This is a genomic window from Pseudomonas sp. M1, assembly GCF_022760135.1.
Lineage (GTDB): Bacteria > Pseudomonadota > Gammaproteobacteria > Pseudomonadales > Pseudomonadaceae > Pseudomonas > Pseudomonas citronellolis.
In genome coordinates, this window is the sequence record NZ_CP094343.1 from 1,058,711 (window position 1) to 1,077,919 (window position 19,209).

The 19,209-nt window shown below is 67.1% G+C and carries 18 protein-coding genes; 7 read left to right on the forward strand and 11 right to left on the reverse strand.

Going from position 1 to position 19,209, the window contains the following annotated elements:
- Positions 1–69 precede the first annotated feature (69 nt).
- From PM1_RS04750 to eat, 9 genes are all read right to left on the reverse strand, one after another.
- Positions 70–1,284, reverse strand: a complete 1,215-nt coding sequence (locus PM1_RS04750; RefSeq protein WP_003150487.1) for a tyrosine-type recombinase/integrase — start codon at positions 1,282–1,284, stop codon at positions 70–72.
- Between the two features lie 396 nt (positions 1,285–1,680).
- On the reverse strand, positions 1,681–2,211 hold the full coding sequence (ppa, locus tag PM1_RS04755) for an inorganic diphosphatase (RefSeq protein WP_009615962.1): 531 nt from the start codon (positions 2,209–2,211) through the stop codon (positions 1,681–1,683).
- An 82-nt stretch (positions 2,212–2,293) separates the two neighbouring features.
- Positions 2,294–3,112 (reverse strand): M90 family metallopeptidase, encoded by an 819-nt coding sequence (locus PM1_RS04760; protein ID WP_009615963.1) that lies wholly within the window; start codon positions 3,110–3,112, stop codon positions 2,294–2,296.
- A gap of 7 nt (positions 3,113–3,119) precedes the next feature.
- Positions 3,120–3,779, reverse strand: coding sequence for a DedA family protein (locus tag PM1_RS04765; protein WP_009615964.1), 660 nt, complete (start codon positions 3,777–3,779; stop codon positions 3,120–3,122).
- 247 nt (positions 3,780–4,026) lie between these two features.
- The gene (locus PM1_RS04770; RefSeq protein WP_009615965.1) at positions 4,027–4,917 is read right to left on the reverse strand and encodes a substrate-binding periplasmic protein; all 891 of its coding nucleotides are present in this window, start codon (positions 4,915–4,917) and stop codon (positions 4,027–4,029) included.
- 92 nt (positions 4,918–5,009) lie between these two features.
- A complete protein-coding gene (locus tag PM1_RS04775) occupies positions 5,010–5,474 on the reverse strand; it encodes a GNAT family N-acetyltransferase (RefSeq protein WP_009615966.1) in 465 nt (154 codons plus the stop codon).
- A gap of 270 nt (positions 5,475–5,744) precedes the next feature.
- Positions 5,745–6,557 (reverse strand): ethanolamine ammonia-lyase subunit EutC, encoded by an 813-nt coding sequence (gene eutC / locus PM1_RS04780; protein ID WP_009615967.1) that lies wholly within the window; start codon positions 6,555–6,557, stop codon positions 5,745–5,747.
- Positions 6,558–6,567: 10 nt separating this feature from the next.
- Positions 6,568–7,962 carry an ethanolamine ammonia-lyase subunit EutB gene (locus tag PM1_RS04785; protein ID WP_009615968.1) on the reverse strand — a complete coding sequence of 465 codons (1,395 nt, stop codon included), beginning with the start codon at positions 7,960–7,962 and terminating at the stop codon, positions 6,568–6,570.
- A gap of 52 nt (positions 7,963–8,014) precedes the next feature.
- Positions 8,015–9,379, reverse strand: coding sequence for an ethanolamine permease (eat, locus tag PM1_RS04790; RefSeq protein WP_009615969.1), 1,365 nt, complete (start codon positions 9,377–9,379; stop codon positions 8,015–8,017).
- 296 nt (positions 9,380–9,675) lie between these two features.
- Here eat and qhpR point away from each other — a divergent pair, with 296 nt between their 5' ends.
- The 3 genes from qhpR to PM1_RS04805 all read left to right on the forward strand — a co-directional run bounded on the left by qhpR (position 9,676) and on the right by PM1_RS04805 (position 11,797).
- The gene (qhpR, locus tag PM1_RS04795; protein WP_009615970.1) at positions 9,676–10,725 is read left to right on the forward strand and encodes an AraC-like transcriptional regulator QhpR; all 1,050 of its coding nucleotides are present in this window, start codon (positions 9,676–9,678) and stop codon (positions 10,723–10,725) included.
- Positions 10,726–11,075: 350 nt separating this feature from the next.
- On the forward strand, positions 11,076–11,564 hold the full coding sequence (locus PM1_RS04800; RefSeq protein WP_024128458.1) for a hypothetical protein: 489 nt from the start codon (positions 11,076–11,078) through the stop codon (positions 11,562–11,564).
- Positions 11,561–11,797 carry an MYXO-CTERM sorting domain-containing protein gene (locus PM1_RS04805; protein WP_009615971.1) on the forward strand — a complete coding sequence of 79 codons (237 nt, stop codon included), beginning with the start codon at positions 11,561–11,563 and terminating at the stop codon, positions 11,795–11,797. Before PM1_RS04800 ends, PM1_RS04805 begins: the two co-directional genes overlap by 4 nt.
- A gap of 51 nt (positions 11,798–11,848) precedes the next feature.
- Here PM1_RS04805 and exaC read toward each other — a convergent pair whose 3' ends face one another.
- A complete protein-coding gene (gene exaC, locus PM1_RS04810; protein ID WP_009615972.1) occupies positions 11,849–13,369 on the reverse strand; it encodes an acetaldehyde dehydrogenase ExaC in 1,521 nt (506 codons plus the stop codon).
- Between the two features lie 304 nt (positions 13,370–13,673).
- Here exaC and PM1_RS04815 point away from each other — a divergent pair, with 304 nt between their 5' ends.
- The 4 genes from PM1_RS04815 (at position 13,674) to PM1_RS04830 (ending at position 18,155) form a co-directional block, all read left to right on the forward strand.
- Positions 13,674–15,584 carry a sigma-54-dependent Fis family transcriptional regulator gene (locus tag PM1_RS04815; RefSeq protein WP_009615974.1) on the forward strand — a complete coding sequence of 637 codons (1,911 nt, stop codon included), beginning with the start codon at positions 13,674–13,676 and terminating at the stop codon, positions 15,582–15,584.
- A gap of 310 nt (positions 15,585–15,894) precedes the next feature.
- Positions 15,895–17,247 (forward strand): UDP-N-acetylmuramate:L-alanyl-gamma-D-glutamyl-meso-diaminopimelate ligase, encoded by a 1,353-nt coding sequence (gene mpl, locus PM1_RS04820; RefSeq protein WP_009615975.1) that lies wholly within the window; start codon positions 15,895–15,897, stop codon positions 17,245–17,247.
- Between the two features lies 1 nt (position 17,248).
- Positions 17,249–17,878 (forward strand): flavin prenyltransferase UbiX, encoded by a 630-nt coding sequence (ubiX, locus tag PM1_RS04825; protein ID WP_009615976.1) that lies wholly within the window; start codon positions 17,249–17,251, stop codon positions 17,876–17,878.
- A gap of 16 nt (positions 17,879–17,894) precedes the next feature.
- Positions 17,895–18,155: a YceK/YidQ family lipoprotein gene (locus PM1_RS04830; RefSeq protein ID WP_009615977.1), complete on the forward strand. Its 261-nt coding sequence runs from the start codon at positions 17,895–17,897 to the stop codon at positions 18,153–18,155.
- 396 nt (positions 18,156–18,551) lie between these two features.
- On the opposite strand, the gene PM1_RS04835 is transcribed toward PM1_RS04830, so the two are convergent.
- The gene (locus tag PM1_RS04835; RefSeq protein ID WP_009615978.1) at positions 18,552–19,193 is read right to left on the reverse strand and encodes an oxidoreductase; all 642 of its coding nucleotides are present in this window, start codon (positions 19,191–19,193) and stop codon (positions 18,552–18,554) included.
- Positions 19,194–19,209: the final 16 nt, after the last annotated feature.

Below are 19,209 nucleotides of genomic sequence, written 5' to 3' on the forward strand. Positions count from 1 at the left end.
ACAGCCCTGCTGATTGATTCATAATCTCGGATGTGCAATTTGCCGATTGCTGCCGGTGACGCTTGGTAGTTATGCCTGCAGCTTGTGGCTTGTACAGAATTCGGCCCAATCAGCCATCAGTGCTCTGCGTTTCTCTAGAAAGTCTGAGCGAGAGTAAGCGGCTTCGGTCTGATCCCGTTCGTCATGAGCGAGTGCGAGTTCGCATACCTCTCGTGGGTAGTGAGTGTTCTCGTTGGCCCAGTCGCGGAATGTGGAGCGAAAGCCATGTCGAGTAATGTCTGCGTGCCCTAGCTTATGCAGGAGGTTGCGTATGGCATTGGCATGTATGGCACCACTCTTGCCTTTTCCTGGGAACAGATACGGTGAATTCGTACGAGGTAGGCTTTGCAGCATATCCGCAGCCTGAGAGGGGAGGGGAATGACGAATGGCTTTCTCATCTTCATGCGTTCGGCCGGAAGTGCCCATGTCCCAGCTGCAAAATCCATCTCGGGCCATTGCGCGAAGCGGATCATGTGGGAGCGAGCCCCAGTTAGAATCAGCAGGCGTGCGGCTACGGCATCCCGACTGGAGTCTTGAGCCAATTTACTCATCAGCTTCGGCAAGTCACGCCAATGCATGGCTGGGAAGTGCTGGCGTTGCCGAGCTTTCTTCTTTTCAGCTTTGCTGAGGAGGTTTTCCAGATGGCCGCGCCAGCGGGCGGGATTGTCACCGCCGCGAAGGCGGCGAGCCTTTGCTGCATCTAGCACTTGCTCGATTTGTCCACGCACTTCATCGGCGGTGCGCGTTTTTGTCGACCAAATCGGCCGCAAGACGCTCAGCATGTGCTCGGTTTGGATATCGTCAGCCGATAGCTTCCCGATGATGGGGAATGCGTATAGCTCCAGCTTCCGCAGCCAGCCCTTACGCCATTTTTCAGACCAGGTGGCTCCATGGGCCTGTTGATGATCGCGAGCAAGATCTTCGAACGTGGTACGACGCGCTGCAGCTTGGCGCTCAGCCTCTCGCTTCGCTTCTCGTTCTGCATCTCGGGCGGCTAGGGGATCGATACCGGTCGCGAGAAGTTTTCGCTGATCCGCTGCGAGTTGCCGCGCTTGGCTGAGGGTAATGACCGGGAAGGGGCCTAGTCCCATTTCGCGGCTTCGCCCGTCCAGCTTGTAGCGAAAGATCCAACTCGAAGAGCCGCCTTTGGCTACCTGAAAGTAGAGCCCATCGCCATCGTTGGTTTTTCCGGGTTCTGCCGTCCTAGCCAATGATTCGATGGTCTTGGTCGTTAGCTTACCCATACAGACTCCCTATCTACCCACACCTTCACCCACACTCTGGCGGGAGATTCTATCGATTATTGGTGGACGTTGAGAGACAGATGGTACGTCTCAAAGCCTTGATCTTCCAGGGCTTGACGGACATTGGTGGATTTCTGCGGGCATTAAAAAAGCCGGCTTGTGGCCGGCTCTTCAGGGGGTGGCCCGTCCTTACTTCTGGTAAGCAGCGACCGCCTTTGAATGCTGTGGACGCGGCTCTGGGACCGGCGTCTTGGGCGCGCACTTTAGCAAATTCGGCCGGGCTTGCCTAATGGCTTTTCCACCAGGCGCCGTCGTTGCGACGGACGTGACCGTTACGCGCAGAAAAAAGCCCCGCGCGGGGGCGGGGCTTTTTCGTGGCGGGTTGCCCCGCGACCATCACTTGGCCTGGAAGGCGGCGACGGCCTTGGTGATGTAGGAGCGCGCTTCTTCGGCGTTGCCCCAACCTTCGACCTTGACCCACTTGCCCTTTTCGAGGTCCTTGTAGTTCTCGAAGAAGTGCTTGATCTGCTCCAGCAGCAGGGCCGGCAGGTCGGTGTATTCCTTCACGTCGTGGTACAGCACGCTCAGCTTGTCGTGCGGTACGGCGATCAGCTTGGCGTCGCCGCCGGCTTCGTCGCTCATGTTCAGCACGCCGACCGGACGGGCGCGGATCACCGAACCCGGGGCCACCGGGTAGGGGGTCACGACCAGCACGTCCAGGGGGTCGCCGTCGTCGGCCAGGGTGTTGGGGATGAAGCCGTAGTTGGCCGGGTAGAACATCGGGGTGGCCATGAAACGGTCGACGAACAGGCAGTCGGTGTCCTTGTCGATCTCGTACTTGATCGGCGCGTGGTTGGCCGGGATCTCGATGGCGACGTAGATGTCGTTCGGCAGGTCTTTGCCAGCCGGGATGCTGCTGTAGCTCATGGACGACTCCAAGGGGGTTGGTCGGGCCGAAAAAGTGCGGCGGATTATAGGCAGATTGCCGTGGCCAAGCCACAGACATCGCTCAGTGCGCCGGAGTTTCCTGATAGTCGGGGTGCTCGCGCTGCAGTCGCTGCAGGCGCGCAAGCGGATCTTGCCGGTAGAACAGCCCCAGTTGCTCGTAGACCTTCGGATAGGCCTGGTGCAGCAGGTCCGGGGCGGTGAAGAAGTATTCGCTGGTGACGGCGAAGAATTCCGCCGGGTTCTCCGCGGCATAGGGATCGATGGCGGTGTGCGCCTCGGGATGGCGGTCGAGCTTGCGGTTCATCTCGTCGTAGGCCGATTTCATGGCCGCCGACCAGTCGCCGATGCGCATGTCGCGGTGCAGCGGCGGCAGGCCGTTGGCGTCGCCGTCGAGCATGTCCAGCTTGTGCGCCAGCTCGTGGATCACCAGGTTGTAGGCGTCCCAGCCGCCGCCGTTTTCCACCCCGGGCCAGGCCAGCACCACCGGGCCCTGCAGCGAGGTTTCGCCGCTGCGCTCGTCGTCGAACTCGTGGATCACCCCGGCCGGGTCGCGGTGCTTCTGCGGGCTGAGGAAGTCGTCCGGGTAGAGCACCAGCTCGTGGAAGCCGCCGTACCAGTTCAGCTCCGGCAGGTGCAGCAGCGGCAGCTGGGCCTGGGCCGCCAGCAGCAGGCAGCGGAAGTCGTCCAGCTCGACGCCGGGCAGGGCGGTCAGGTGCTTGTCGCGCAGGAACAGCAGCGCCCGCTCGCCGAGCAGGCGCAGTTCCTCTTCGCTCAGGCCGTCGAGGATCGGCAGGTGGCGCAGCACCTCGGCCCACAGCTGGGCGTCCAGCGGGTGGCGGGCGAGGAAGCGCCGGCGGCGCCAGGCGCTGAACGACCACATCGCGGTATCAGCGCTCCGAGGCCTGCGGCTTGCCGTTGCGCGCCAGCTTGTGGCGGACCACGCCGATCAGCATGGGCACCAGGGAGAAGGCGATGATGGCGATGATCATCACCGAGAGGTTCTGCTTGATGAAGGGCACGTTGCCGAAGAAGTAGCCCAGGGTGACCAGGCCGCCGACCCAGGCGATGCTGCCGGCGACGCTGAAGAACAGGAAGCGCAGGTAGGGCATGTAGGCCATGCCGGCGACGAAAGGGGCGAAGGTGCGCACGATGGGCAGGAAGCGCGCGAGGGTCACGGTCTTGCCGCCGTGGCGCTCGTAGAAGGCGTGGGTCTGGTCCAGGTAGTCGCGGCGGAACACCTTGGAGTCCGGGTTGCTGAACAGGCGCTTGCCCAGGGTTCGGCCGATCACGTAGTTGGTGCTGTCGCCGCTGATGGCCGCGAACAGCAGCAGGCTGCCCAGCACCCACGGGTCCATGCCGCCGGTGGCGCAGATGGCGCCGGCGATGAACAGCAGGGAGTCGCCGGGGAGGAAGGGCGTTACTACCAGGCCGGTTTCGCAGAAGATCACCAGGAACAGGATGGCGTAGATCCAGGCCCCGTAGTTGTTGACCAGCAGCGAGAGATAGGTGTCGAGATGCAGAACGAGGTCGATCGGGTTGAAATCCATGAGGCGCCTTGAAAACCGCGTGGTGAACTGCCGAGCCCGGCATTATAGGCACCCCCGCGTTGCCGTGGGGCGCGCTTTGTCGCAGGCGTCTGCCCACGACAGGTTGCAGGATATTACAGCGCGCGAGTGAAAAGACTGTCGGCATGAAGGCTGCAGTTCCGCAGTGGAAATCTCTGTCGGAACCTCGCCCGATGTCCCTGTCCGGGGGCGCTTTTGGCGCCGGAGCGGCTGTCGAAGCGGGGCCGGGCTAGCGCAGGCTCGCCTGCCAGTCCAGGGTTGGCGCCGCTGGGCGGTTGTCGGCGCCTTCGCGGGCGCGGTCGTGGCCGGCGGCGCCTGGTACCTGCTCGGCTAGCGGGTGTTCGGCCACGGCGCGGATGCCCTGGGCGGTTTCCAGGTGGGCGTCGGCGATCAGCTGTTGCAGGCGCCCGCTCTGGCGCAGCGTGCGCAGGCCGCGGTCGAGGTTGGCGGCCAGCGCCTCGCCGCCGGTGCGGGTCTTGGGAATCAGCACGTAGAGGGGCTTGACCTCCAGCGGCGGTTCGATGAATTCCAGCTGCTCGCGCAGCGCCGGGGCGTTGCGCGCCAGCAGGTGGTAGCCGGTGTAGCGGTCCACCACCGCCAGGTCGAGGCGCCCGCGCAGGAGCTTTTCCAGGTTCTGCCAGTCGTTGTTGACCACTTCCTTGGTGAGGAAGTCGGCCTTGTCGAAATCCGCCTGGTTGACGTAGCCGCGCACCACGCCGATGCGGTAGGGGCGCAGGCTGTCGAGGTCGCCGGCGCGGTAGGCGATGGCGCGGTCGCGGCGGTGGAAGAAGCCCAGTTGCGAGTCCAGCAGCGGCATCGAGGTGTAGAAGTCGCGGCTGCGGTCGGCCGACAGGTAGGCCGGCATCAGGGCGTCGTAGTGACCTTCGCGGGTTTCGTTGAGGGCCCGCTGCCAGGGCAGGAACACCCGCTCGGCGCGGTCGCCGTTGAGCGCCAGGGCTTCGTCGAGGATGCGGCTGGCCAGGCCCTGGCCGGGCAGGTCGGCGCCGACGTAGGGCTCCCAGTCGAGGGTGGCCACGCGCAGGGTATCGGCCTGGACGGTGCCCAGGCCGAACAGCAGGAGCAGGGAGAAGTGACGCAGTAGACGCTGGGGAATGCCCATGGAGCCCCTTAGCCGCCGAACGCCGGGCGGCACGTGCGATGCTTCACTGTAATGCTGGCGTTAAGCCATTGCCAGCGTAATGCGCCCTCGGCTTAGACGAGATCGTCACTGATGGGCAGGATGTAGTTCTTGAACTCGGTGTCCTCGCGGAAGCCGATGGACTCGTAGACCTTCTGCGCCACCTCGTTGTTGGTGCTGGTGGACACGCGCATGCGCACGGCATTGGTTTCCCGCGCCATCTGCCGGGCGTGCTGCAGCAGGTGGTCGGCCACCAGCTGGCGGCGGGCGTCCTCGGCGACGTAGATGTCGTTGAGGATCCACACGCGCTTGAGCGACAGCGAGGAGAAGCTCGGGTAGAGCTGGCAGAAGCCCAGCAGCTTGTCGTCGCTGTCGTCCGGCAGCGCCAGGTAGATCACCGACTCCTTGCGCTTGAGGCGCTTCTCGAGGAATTTCCGCGAGGATTCGGGGTAGGGCAGCATCCCGTAGAACTCACGATACTTGACGAACAGCGGGGCGAGCAGGTCGAGGTGATCGAGGGTGGCTTGCACGATGCGCATGGGCGGATCTCTGCGTTCGGTGAATGGGCTGCTGTCACGATGCAGGTGCTGTGCCAGCACAGCACTGCCCGGATGCTGCACCAGAAATCGTTGAAAGCGCAATCCAAGCGAGCGTTTGATCGACAGTGGTGTTTCGGCCGGACGCAGGGCAATTGTCCTGCCGGCTGCGCCGAGGCGCTTTTCGTAGGATGGGTTGAGCCTGCGAAACCCATGCGGTCAGGGTGATGGGTATCGCTTCGCTCAACCCATCCTACGAAGCAGGAGCGTGCCCTAGCGCCCTGCCAGCAGGAAGTTGGCCCCCGGCCCCTGGCCTTCCAGTGTCGGCAGTTCCGCCTCGTCCTTCAGGTTCACCCCCGAGAGCTGACGGCGGCAGGCTTCGCGCATCAGGTACAGCAGGCGGTGGGCGGCCATGCCGTAGCTCAGGCCTTCCAGGCGCACGTTGGAGATGCAGTTGCGGTAGGCGTCGTTCAGGCCCACCTTCGGCGCCCAGGTGAAGTACAGGCCGAGGCTGTCCGGCGAGCTGAGGCCGGGGCGTTCGCCGATGAGGATGACCACCATCTTCGCCCGCAGCAGTTCGCCCACCTCGTCCGCCACCGCCACGCGCCCCTGTTGCACCAGGGCCACCGGCGACAGGCTCCAGTTCTCGGCCGCGGCCATGTCCTCCAGGCGTTCCAGGAAGGGCAGGGCATGACGTTGCACGGCCAGTGCGGAGAGTCCGTCGGCCACCACCACGGCCAGGTCGTAGCCCGCGGGGTTGGCCTCGCCGTGCTGGCGCAGCAGCGCCGCCGAGTCTTCGTCCAGGCGGCGGCCCAGGTCGGGGCGCTGCAGGTAGGTGTGGCGGTCGGCGGCAGCGCTGTGCAGCAGTAGGCTTGCGCGCCCGCGTTCGGCCAGGGCGGCGCTCAGGCCGGCATGGTCGAAGCTCAGGTGCACGGCGTCGCGGGCCTGGGCGTGGGCGAACTGGAAGTCCAGTTGCGCCCTGGTCGGCAGGCTGGTGCCGGCGCGGCCCAGGGCGATGCGCGCGGGGGTCAGGCGGCGCAGTTCCTGCCAGGGGTTGGGGGTGGCGGTGGACTTCTCTTCGCTCATCCGCGCGTCCTCAGTTCAGTTGCGCCAGGGCCGGGCGGAACGCCGGCGGCAGTTGCTCGGCCAGGCGCACCTTGCCTTCGCGCTGCTGCAGGATGTGCATGCGCTCCAGCCATTCCTCGAACTCCGGCGCCGGGCGCAGGCCCAGGCTCTGGCGGGCGTAGAGGGCGTCATGGAAGGAGGTGGTCTGGTAGTTGAGCATCACGTCGTCGGAGCCGGGGATGCCCATGATGAAGTTGATGCCGGCCACGCCCAGCAGGGTCAGCAGCATGTCCATGTCGTCCTGGTCGGCCTCGGCATGGTTGGTGTAGCAGATGTCGCAGCCCATGGGCACGCCCAGCAGCTTGCCGCAGAAGTGGTCCTCCAGGCCGGCGCGGATGATCTGCTTGCCGTTGTACAGGTATTCCGGGCCGATGAAGCCGACCACGGTGTTCACCAGGAACGGCTTGAAGTGCCGGGCCACGGCGTAGGCGCGGGCCTCGCAGGTCTGCTGGTCGACGCCGTGGTGGGCGTTGGCCGAGAGCGCGCTGCCCTGGCCGGTCTCGAAGTACATGAGGTTGTCGCCCAGGGGGCCGCGCTTGAGCGACAGGCCGGCCTCGTAGCCTTCCTGCAGCACCGCCAGGCTCACGCCGAAGCTGGCGTTGGCCGCCTCGGTGCCGGCGATGGACTGGAACACCAGGTCCAGCGGCGCGCCGCGGTTGATCGCCTCGATGGAGCTGGTGACGTGGGTCAGCACGCAGGACTGGGTAGGGATTTCGTAGCGCTGGATGATGGCGTCGAGCATTTCCAGCAGGGTGCAGATGGATTGCAGGCTGTCGGTGGCCGGGTTGATCCCCAGCATGGCGTCGCCGTTGCCGTAGAGCAGGCCGTCGAGGACGCTGGCGGCGATCCCGGCCGGGTCGTCGGTGGGGTGGTTCGGCTGCAGCCGGGTGGACAGCCGCCCGCGCAGCCCCTGGGTATTACGGAAGCGGGTGACCACGCGGATTTTCTGCGCCACCAGCACCAGGTCCTGCACGCGCATGATCTTCGATACCGCGGCCGCCATCTCCGGCGTCAGCCCCGGCGCCAGGGCGCGCAGGCTGGCCTCGTCGGCGGCGTCGCCGAGCAGCCAGTCGCGGAAGTCGCCCACCGTCAGGTGGCTGACCGGGGCGAAGGCGGCGCGGTCGTGGCCGTCGATGATCAGCCGGGTGACTTCGTCGGCTTCGTAGGGGATCAGCGCCTCGTCGAGGAAGCGCTTGAGCGGCACCTCGGCCAGGGCCATCTGCGCGGCCACGCGCTCGGCGTCGCTGCTGGCGGCGACGCCGGCCAGGCAGTCGCCGGAGCGCGCCGGGCTGGCCTTGGCCATCAGCTGCCTGAGGCTGTCGAAGCGCCAGGTCTGGCCACCGACGCTGTGGGCGTATCCGGGCATGGGAACTCCTTGTGCTCAACGGCGCCGGACCTCGCGGCCCGGCGCGGGTGGATCAACCTTCGCTGGCGAAGCTGGCCGGCACGCCGCGGCGCGCGGCGATCACCAGGTTGCAGCAGATGAAGCCGGCCAGCATCAGCGCCAGGAACACCAGGGCGATCACCTGGTTGTACCACAGCATGGCAGCCAGGCAGACCAGCGCCAGGGCCAGGGCGATGCCCGGCACTATCGGGTAACCGGGCGCGCGGAAGGTGCGCTCCAGGTGCGGCTCGCTGCGGCGCAGCTTGAACAGGCTGAGCATGCTCATGATGTACATGACGATGGCGCCGAACACGCTCATGGTGATCATCGCGGCGGTCAGGGTCATGCCCTGCAGGCTGATCAGGTTGTCGCTGAAGATCGCCGCGATGCCCACCACGCCGCCGGCGAGGATGGCCCGGTGCGGGGTCTGGAAGCGCGAGAGTTTCGCCAGGCCTGGGGGCAGGAAACCGGCGCGGGCCAGGGCGAAGAACTGCCGCGAGTAGCCGAGGATGATGCCGTGGAAGCTGGCCACCAGGCCGAACAGGCCGATCCACACCAGCATGTGCATCCAGGTGGAGTTGTTGCCGACCACCGCTTTCATGGCCTGCGGCAGCGGGTCGTTGATGTTCGACAGCTCGCGCCAGTCGCCGACGCCGCCGGCGAAGATCATCACGCCGATGGCCAGGGTCACCAGGGTGAGGATGCCGGCGATGTAGGCGCGCGGGATGGTGCGTTTCGGGTCCTTGGCTTCCTCGGCGGCCATGGCCGCGCCCTCGATGGCGAGGAAGAACCAGATGGCGAAGGGAATGGCCGCGAAGATGCCGCCGATGGCCGCGCTGCTGAAGGTGCTGGAGCCGGCCCAGCCGTTGAGCACGAAGTTGCTGAAGCTGAAGCCCGGCGCCACCACGCCCATGAACACCAGCAGCTCGGCCACCGCGAGCACGGTGACCACCAGCTCGAAGGTGGCGGCGATGCTCACGCCGAGGATGTTCAGTGTCATGAAGATGGCGTAGGCGCCGGTGGCCGCCCATTTCGGGTCCAGCGCCGGGAACTGCACGTTGAGGTAGGCGCCGATGGCCATGGCGATGGCCGGCGGGGCGAAGACGAACTCGATCAGGGTGGCGATGCCGGCGATGGTCGCGCCGGTCTTGCCGAAGGCCCGCAGGCTGTAGGCAAAGGGGCCGCCGGCGTGGGGGATGGCGGTGGTCAGCTCGGTGTAGCTGAAGATGAAGCAGGTGTACATCAGGGCCACCATCAGGGTGGTGACCAGGAAGCCCAGGGTGCCGGCGGTGCCCCAGCCGTAGCTCCAGCCGAAGTACTCGCCGGAAATCACCAGGCCCACGGCCAGGCCCCAGAGGTGCAAGGTTCCCAGCGTCGGTTTTAGTTGTGATGCGCTCATTGCGGACTCCTCTGCCCCTCGGGGCGTGGACGGGTTGCCTGGCTTCGATGGTAGCGACGGCGGGGGCCCAGGACTTGACCCTGGAGCCCGCCGTGCGGCCTCTGCGGTCAAGTTGCAACGAGGTGTTACCCATCGCCCCAGGATGGCGCGCGGCCTGCACGGGAATGTCGCGTCCAGGGGCCGATGCGGCTGCTGTCATGGGGTATTTCGGGGTTCCGGGGCGAGGCACGGTAATTGCTAACGGTAATTGCTAAGTAGTTTTGTCGGATAAGCGATCAATAACAACGAGCGTGCCCATGAACCCGTCCCTGTTTTCCTGTGCCGTCGCCACGCCCTCGGCGAGCAACCTGGGCGTGCTGTCCGCCGCCGCCAGCGGCCTGGATGGCTTCATCACCGCCCAGGGCGGCGATATCGACCGCGTCTTCGGCCGCGCCGGCATCGACCCCGAGCGCCTGCGCCACCCCACCCTGAGCCTGGCCCTGACCAACTATTGCCAGGTGCTGGAGGAGGCGGCGCGGCAGTCCGGCTGCGACAACTTCGGCCTGCGCTACGGCCAGCAGTTCCAGCCCCGCGCCCTTGGCCTGCTGGGCTACGTGGGGCTGTGTTCGGAAACCCTGGAAGACGCCCTGCGCAACTTCGCCGCGGCCTTTCCCTTCCACCAGCACAGCACCCTGATCCGCCTGGTGGATTGCGGTGAGTGCTTCCGCTTCGACTACCAGGTGCAGCACGGCGCCATCCTCGACCGCCGCCAGGATGCCGAACTGACCATGGGCATGGCGCTGAACCTGCTGCGCCACGCCCTCGGCCAGGACTGGTCGCCGCGCGCGGTGGGCTTCGAGCACGCCCGCCCGGAGGACTGGCAGGAGCACGCGCGGGTGTTCGGCGCGCCGGTGCACTTCCAGCGCGGCTGTAATTCGCTGCTGGTGCCCAAGGCCGACATCAAGGGCCGGCTGATGCCCGAGCGCGACGCCAACCTGCTGTTCCTGGTGCAGGACGTGATCCGCCGCCTGGGCGAGCAGGGCCGCGGGCCGGACCTGCTGGAAGACGCCGGCACCCAGATCCGCCTGGCCCTGAGCGAGGGCGAGCCGGTGCTGGAACTGATCGCCGAGCGCCTGGAGCTGACCACCGCCGGCCTGCAACGGCGCCTGCGCGAGGCCGGACTGAGCTTCAGCCAACTGGTGGAAAACACCCGCCGCGAACTGGCGGTGCACTACCTGCGCCAGCGCCAACGGCCGATCTCCGAACTGGCGCCGCTGCTGGGCTACTCCGAGACCAGCGCCTTCTCCCGCGCCTTCCGCCGCTGGTTCGGCGTGAGCCCGCGGCAATGGCGCAGCGACGAAGCCTGATCTTCCCGGCGCACGCCTGCAACGTAGGATCTTGACCGCGATAACCGGAGATTCCGGCGCGGATTATGCTGTGCGACCCGCGTCATTCCCATGTAGGAGCGCGCCCTGCGCGCGAATCGCGGGCAGGGCCCGCTCCTACAGGTTGACTGCGAATTTCCCATCCATGCCGGACAGGCTCCCGCGCGGGAGACATCGGCGGATAACCGCGAACGGTTATGCGCCCTACACACTTGAAACTGGGACTTTTCAGGCGGCCGATCAGGCCGTTGTCCGATAGTCCGGATCGAGGGCAAATCCGAATCTGGCCGACCTGCCGCCGAATACGGGGCAAACCTGCCGGGTCGCCGTCCATGAAGATAGAGTGCCGCCAGGCGCAAAACGCGCATGGCATCGTTTTCTCGTTGATGATCGTTCAACTGGTTGCTGCCGAGCGGAACCGGTTACGTTCGTTGAACTACGATCGAACGCTCCGTTGGAATCAGGACATAGCCGAGTTTGTCTTGGATGTTTTCGACTACATGCAGGCGAGGGGTCGGCTCTGCATGCTTGGCGTGCTGGTATCCGAACCTTTGAGCCGGGAGCAGGCCGACGCTTTGAACCACCAGAGAGTCAGTGTCGCCAATGCCGTTGCCGGGATCGCCACGGCAGCCGGCTCGCGTATACATCCCATCGCAGGATTGGCCATGGGGGCCGCAAGCAGGCGTTTCGCGTTCGATCGGCTGCCGACCTACCATATCGGCGACCGAATTGTCGGCGTCGATGCCGTAGTGAGTGGTGGCATAGGTCCGCAGCGGTCTACCCAGTCCATGTTGCTCAAGACGGGAGCTTCCCGCGGATGAGCGACATACTCCAGTACGCCGTGGCGCTCGTCCTGATCGTCTCGGTCGATCATCTGGTTCGCCGCCGGACGTTGCGTCGGTGGCTGGGAGGCGGGTGCTTCCTGGCCGGTTGGGCAGTCATTCTCCAGTGGCCGACGGGGCTGTCCCATGGCGGTGACAGTGTCATTCCCGCTCTGGCGCTGATCGCCCTGGGCGGCTCCCTGCTCCTGCGCCGCAGGCGTGCCGAGGCCTGAAAAAAAGCGCGGCCCGAAGGCCGCGCGGAAGAGAGTCGGAGCTCGCTGCTATCAGAAGAAGCCCAGCGGATTGATGTCGTAGCTGACCAGCAGGTTCTTGGTTTGCTGGTAGTGGTCGAGCATCATCTTGTGGGTCTCGCGGCCCACGCCGGATTTCTTGTAGCCGCCGAACGCGGCGTGCGCCGGGTACAGGTGGTAGCAGTTGGTCCACACGCGGCCGGCCTTGATGCCGCGGCCCATGCGGTAGGCGCGGTTGATGTCGCGGGTCCAGACGCCGGCGCCCAGGCCGTACTCGGTGTCGTTGGCGATGGCCAGGGCCTCGGCTTCGTCCTTGAAGGTGGTGACGCCCACCACCGGGCCGAAGATTTCTTCCTGGAACACGCGCATCTTGTTGCTGCCCTTGAGCAGCGTCGGCTGGATGTAGTAGCCGGTGGCCAGGCTGCCTTCGAGCTTCTCGACCTGGCCGCCGACCAGCACTTCGGCGCCTTCCTGCTGGGCGATGTCGAGGTAGGAGAGGATCTTGTCGAACTGCTGCTGCGAGGCCTGGGCGCCGACCATGGTGTCGGTGTCCAGCGGGTCGCCGCGCTTGATCGCCTTGACCTTCTTCATCACCACTTCCATGAACTGCGGGTAGATGGATTCCTGCACCAGGGCGCGGGACGGGCAGGTGCACACCTCGCCCTGGTTGAAGAAGGCCAGCACCAGGCCCTCGGCGGCCTTCTCGATGAAGGTCGGCTCGGCCTGCATGATGTCTTCGAAGTAGATGTTCGGGCTCTTGCCGCCCAGTTCCACGGTGCTGGGGATGATGTTCTTCGCCGCGCATTCGAGGATGTGCGAGCCCACCGGGGTGGAGCCGGTGAAGGCGATCTTGGCGATGCGCTTGCTGGTGGCCAGCGCCTCGCCGGCTTCCTTGCCGAAGCCTTGGACGACGTTGAGCACGCCCGGCGGCAGCAGGTCGCCGATGATCTCCATCAGCACGCAGATGCCCAGCGGCGTCTGCTCGGCCGGCTTGAGCACCACGCAGTTGCCGGCGGCCAGGGCCGGGGCGAGTTTCCAGGCGGCCATCAGCAGCGGGAAGTTCCACGGGATGATCTGCCCGACCACGCCCAGCGGCTCGTGGATGTGGTAGGCCACGGTGCTGTCGTTGATCTCCGCGGCCGAGCCTTCCTGGGCGCGGATGCAGCCGGCGAAGTAGCGGAAGTGGTCGGCGGCCAGCGGGATGTCGGCGTTGAGGGTTTCGCGCACCGGCTTGCCGTTGTCCCAGGTCTCGGTGACGGCGAGCACTTCCAGGTTCTGTTCGATGCGGTCGGCGATCTTCAGCAGGACCAGCGAGCGCTCCTGCACCGAGGTGCGGCCCCAGGCATCGGCCGCGGCATGGGCGGCGTCCAGGGCCTTGTCGATGTCGGCGGCGTCGGAGCGGGGGAACTCGGCGATGGGCTGGCCGTTCACCGGCGAGGTGTTGACGAAGTACTGGCCGTTGACCGGCGGTACGAACTCGCCACCGATGTAGTTGCCGTAGCGGGACTTGAAGGAAACGACAGCACCTTGGCTACCGGGTTGGGCGTAACGCATGGTGGATCTCCTGGCTCTTGTGCTTGTTGGGGAGGACGCGTTTGCGGTCTGACAAGCGTAGAGCAAGGGCCGGGCCATGCCAGCGCGAACCGCGTGGTTGCTGGGCCGGCGGTCGGCTGGCGGACGCCCGCCGACGGGCGGTGTGGCAGCGCTGGCACAGGCCGGGGTGACAGTTTGTCCCGCATCCGGTACAGCGGCTGACCGCCAGGTCACGCGGGCATTGCATTGCGCGGCGCGCTGGACGATGCTGCGGGAACGGTCGCCCCGGGACTGCCTGCCGTCCCTTCCGTGGAGAACCATAACAATGAGTGCGAACGCCATGAGTCGCCACGCCCGCCAGGTCATGACGGTGGCCCGCGGGCAGCAACCGGCCAGCGGCCCCGCCGCCGATCCGTCGATCGCCCGTTCCTGGCTGCGCTGCCTGGAGGAATACCACCTCGACCCGGCGCAGACGCTGCCGCCCACGGTGCTGGAGCACCGGCGCATGCTGGAGCGCCGCGAAGGCCTGCAGCAGGTGCTGGAAATCGCCAGCGGCGAGATGACCAGCCTGCGCCAGCAGCTCGCCGGCGCCGGCCACGCAGTGCTGCTCACCGACGCCCGCGGGGTGATCCTCAACCGCGTCTGCGACGAGGCCGAACGCGCCACCTTCGAGCACGCCGGGCTGTGGCTGGGCGCCGACTGGAGCGAGGCCCGCGAGGGCACCAACGGCATCGGCACCTGCCTCATCGAGCGCCAGGCGCTGACCATCCACCGCGACGAACACTTCCGCAGCCTGCACACCGGCCTGACCTGCTCGGCGAGCCCGGTGTTCGACCCCCACGGCGAACTGCTGGCGGTGCTCGACGTGTCCTCGGCGCGCCGCGACCTGTCGCGGCAGAGCCAGTTCCACACCATGGCCCTGGTCAACCTCTCGGCGAAGATGATCGAGAGCTGCTACTTCCTGCGCCGCTTCGAAGGCCAGTGGCTGCTGCGCTTCCACCTGCAGGCCGAGTACGTCGGGCTGTTCAGCGAGGGCCTGGTGGCCTTCGACGGCGCCGGGCGCATCCTCGCCGCCAACCAGGGCGCGCTGAACCTGCTCGACCGCCCGCGCGACGGCCTGCTCGGCCGCAGCGTGGAAGACTGCTTCGACATCCGCCTGGACGAACTGCTCGGCCGCGCCAGCACCCAGGCCGGCCTCAGCTGGCCGCTGCGCAGCCATGCCGGGCGCCAGTTCCACGCCCAGCTGCGTGGCGAGCCGCGGCCGCTGGCGATTCCCGTGTCACGGCCGGCGCCTGTCGCGCCGGGGCTGTGCCTGGGCGACGAACACCTGGCCGCGGACTTCCGCCGCGCCCTCAAGGTGTATGCCCACGACGTGCCGCTGCTGCTGCACGGCGAAACCGGCTCGGGCAAGGAGGCCTTCGCCAAGGCCGTGCACCAGTCCGGCGAGCGCGCCGGCAAGGCCTTCGTCGCGCTGAACTGCGCGGCCATCCCGGAAAGCCTGATCGAGAGCGAGCTGTTCGGCTACCGCGGCGGCAGCTTCACCGGCGCGCGCAAGGAAGGCATGCGCGGCAAGCTGCTGCAGGCCGACGGCGGCACCCTGTTCCTCGACGAGATCGGCGACATGCCCCTGGCCCTGCAGACGCGCCTGCTGCGGGTGCTGGAAGAGCGCCAGGTGGTGCCCCTGGGCGACGGCGTGGCGCAGCCGGTGGACCTGCGCCTGATCAGCGCCACCCACCGCAACCTGGAGGAGCTGGTGGCCGCCGGCACCTTCCGCGAAGACCTCTACTACCGCCTCAACGGCCTGGTGCTGCAACTGCCGGCCCTGCGCGAGCGCGAGGACCGGCCGCAGCTGCTGGCGCAACTGCTAGCCGAGGAATCCCGGGGCCGGTCCATCGTGCTCGACGAGGACGTGCGCCAGGTCCTGCTCGACCATCCCTGGCCGGGCAACGTGCGCCAGCTGCGCAACGTGCTGCGCACCCTGGTGGCGCTGAGCGAGGGCGGCCGCGTGCACCTGGCCGACCTGCCGGTGGACATCCGCCGCGCCGCGCAACCCAAGCCCGCGCCCGAAGCGGAAGCGCCCGCCGACTGCCTGCTCGACGCCGAGCGCGGCGCGCTGCTGGCGGTGCTGGAGGCGCAGCGCTGGCACATGAGCCGCACCGCGCAGCAGCTGGGCATCAGCCGCAACACCCTGTACCGCAAGCTGCGCCGCCACGGTTTGAGCCGCTCCGTACCGTAGGGCGTACAACCGTTCGCGGTTGTACGCCGTTTGACCTAGGCCCCAGGCGGCTCCGGGTTCGACCTTGGCGGTGGGGGCGGCTGTGTAGATGGATGGCTTCAGGTTCGACCTTGGCTTTGGGTGAAGATTGGGTGTATCGGCGGATAACCGCGAACGGTTATACGCCCTACGCCAGGCCCACCAATGGCTTGCGTGGAACCCCCGCCCAATGGCGCCGTCTGATGCATCCAGCCACCCCGCCGGTACCCGGCGCTGTGCTAATCTGCCGCCCATTCGAAGCGCCTTCCCAGGCTTGATTGCAGGAGTCTGCATGCATATCCACATCCTCGGCATCTGCGGCACCTTCATGGGTTCGCTGGCCGTGCTGGCCAAGGAACTGGGGCACCGCGTCACCGGTTCCGACGCCAACGTCTACCCGCCCATGAGCACCCAGCTGCAGGCCCAGGGCATCGAGCTGATGCAGGGCTACGAGCCCGCCCACCTGGAGCCGGCGCCGGACCTGGTGGTGATCGGCAACGCCCTGTCGCGCGGCAACCCGGCGGTGGAGCACGTGCTGAACAAGGGTCTGCCCTACGTTTCCGGCCCGCAGTGGCTGGCCGACCACGTGCTGCAGGGCCGCTGGGTGCTGGCCGCCGCCGGCACCCACGGCAAGACCACCACCAGCAGCATGCTGGCCTGGGTGCTGGAACACGCCGGCATGAGCCCGGGCTTCCTGATCGGCGGCGTGCCGCAGAACTTCGGCGTCTCCGCGCGCCTGGGCGGCACGCCGTTCTTCGTGGTGGAAGCCGACGAGTACGACAGCGCCTTCTTCGACAAGCGCTCCAAGTTCGTCCACTACCGCCCGCGCACCGCCATCCTGAACAACCTGGAATTCGATCACGCGGACATCTTCCCGGACCTGGCGGCCATCGAGCGGCAGTTCCACCACCTGGTGCGGACCATCCCCGGCGAAGGCCTGATCATCCACCCGGAAAACGAAACCGCGCTCAAGCGCGTGATCGGCATGGGCTGCTGGACCCCCGTGCAAACCACAGGCGAGGGCGGCCAATGGCAGGCGCGCTTGCTCAGCGCCGACGGCTCGCGCTTCGAGGTGCTGTTCGACGGCGCCGCCCAGGGCACGGTGGAATGGGAACTGACCGGCCAGCACAACGTCGCCAACGCCCTGGCCTGCCTGGCCGCGGCGCGCCACGTCGGCGTGGTGCCGGAGCTGGGCTGCGCCGCGCTGTCGGCGTTCAAGAGCGTCAAGCGGCGCATGGAGAAGGTCGCCGAAGTGAAGGGCGTGACCCTCTACGACGACTTCGCCCACCACCCGACCGCCATCGCCACTACCCTCGACGGCTTGCGCAAGCGCGTCGGCGACGCCCCGGTGATCGCCGTGGTCGAGCCGCGCTCCAACTCGATGAAGCTGGGCGCCCACCGCGACGGCCTGGCGGACAGCGTCACCCAGGCCGACCGGGTGTTCTGGTACGCGCCGCCGAACCTGGGCTGGGACCTGGCCGCCACCGTGGCCGGCTCGACCGTGCCGACCCAGGTGTGCGATTCCCTGGAGGCCATCATCGAGGGCGTGAAGGCCGTGGCCACGCCGGGCACCCAGGTGGTGATCATGAGCAACGGCGGCTTCGGCGGCCTGCACGGCAAGCTGGCCAAGGCCCTGGAGGACTGAGATGGCGGGAGCCGAACGCGTCACCCTGGCGATGACCGGCGCCTCCGGCGCGCAGTACGGCCTGCGCCTGCTCGACTGCCTGGTGCAGGAAGACCGTGAGGTGCACTTCCTGATCTCCAAGGCCGCGCAACTGGTGGTGGCCACCGAGACCGACGTGACCCTGCCGGGCAAGCCCCAGGCGATGCAGGCCTTCCTCAGCGAATACACCGGCGCCGCGCCTGGGCAGATCCGCGTCTACGGGAAGGAAGACTGGATGGCCCCGGTGGCCTCCGGCTCCGGCGCGCCCGGCGCCATGGTGGTGGTGCCTTGCTCCACCGGCACGCTGTCGGCGATCGCCAGCGGCGCCTGCAACAACCTGATCGAGCGCGCCGCCGACGTCGCCCTGAAGGAGCGCCGCCAGCTGATCCTGGTGCCGCGCGAGGCGCCGCTGTCGAGCATCCACCTGGAGAACATGCTCAAGCTGTCCAACCTGGGCGCGGTGATCCTGCCGGCGGCGCCGGGTTTCTACCATCAGCCGCAGACCATCGACGACCTGATCGACTTCGTGGTCGCGCGCATCCTCAACCAACTGGGCATCCCCCAGGACATGCTGCCGCGCTGGGGCGAACACCACCTTGTCAGTGACGAATAAGCTCCTAGCCGCCTTGATGTTGCTGCAGCTGGGCGGCTGCGCCACCGTGAAGACCCTCAACGCCAACAAGCCCGGCGCCCCGCTGATCTACGCCGGCACGCGGCTGGACTGGTATTCCATCAACGGCGGTTGTTGCCCGCAGGACCACTACGGCACCGAGGCGCCGAAATACCCACGGCTGGACCTGCCGGGTAGCGCGTTGCTGGACACCGTGCTGTTGCCGCTGTCGATCGCCGCCGAGCTGGGCATCGGCCTGCAGGTGTGGGGCGGGAATTGACGCCGCGGGCCTTGCCCGCGAATCGTGCGCAGGGCGCGCTCCTACAGGTGGGCGTCGCGTAGGAGCGGATCCTATCCGCGAACCGCGCCGGAGCCCCCGGCTATCGCGGACAAGGTCCGCTACAGGGGAATGCCATACCTCATGCCGAACTGTAGGAGCGGGCCCTGCCCGCGAAATCGCGCGCAGGGCGCGCTCCTACAGGTGGTGGGCGTCGCGTAGGAGCGGATCTTATCCGCGAACCGCGCCGGAGCCTCCGGCTATCGCGGACAAGGTCCGCTCCTACGGTTCCAGGAAAGTCCCGTAGGATGGGTTGAGCGAAGCGATACCCATCACCATGGCCCGATGGGTTTCGCAAGCTCAACCCATCCTACGAAGAGCGCCTCGGCGCTGCCGGGACTATTTCCCCAGCCTGCGCAGCTCATCCGACTCGACGAACCGCACACCCTTGCCCGTCTCCAGGGCCAGGCGCCAGAGGGCGCGGGCCAGGGCGCAGGCTTCGATGCCGTGCAGCTTGCCGGGGAGGATGCGGGCGAAGGGCGCGGCGAGCAGTTCGGCCAGGCGGATTTCCTCGCGCTGGCCCAGCAGCAGGGACGGGCGGGCGATGGTCAGTTGCGCCCAGCCCTGTTTCTGCAGGGCCTCTTCCAGCTCGCCCTTGACGCGGTTGTAGAACAGCGAGGACTTGCTGTCCGCGCCCAGCGCGCTGACCACCACGTAATGCCGCGCGCCGAGCTTGAGCGCGTGCTCGCCCAGGGCCAGCGGCAGGTCGTAGTCCACCGCCTTGAAGGCCGCCTCCGAGCCGGCCTCCTTGAGCGTGGTGCCCAGGCAGCAGAACACCGTGTCCACCGGCCCGGCCAGGTTGGGGATGAGTTCGGCCAGCGGGCCGATGGGGTTCTCCAGGCGCGGGTGGGCGGCCAGTGGCCGGCGCGTAGGCGCCAGCACGCGCTTGACCGTCGGCTCGCTGAGCATGCGGTCGAGCAGGTGTTCGCCGGTGAGGCCGGTGGCGCCGGCGAGAATGACATGCGTCGGTGTTGAATACATCCTGGTTTCTCCGCTG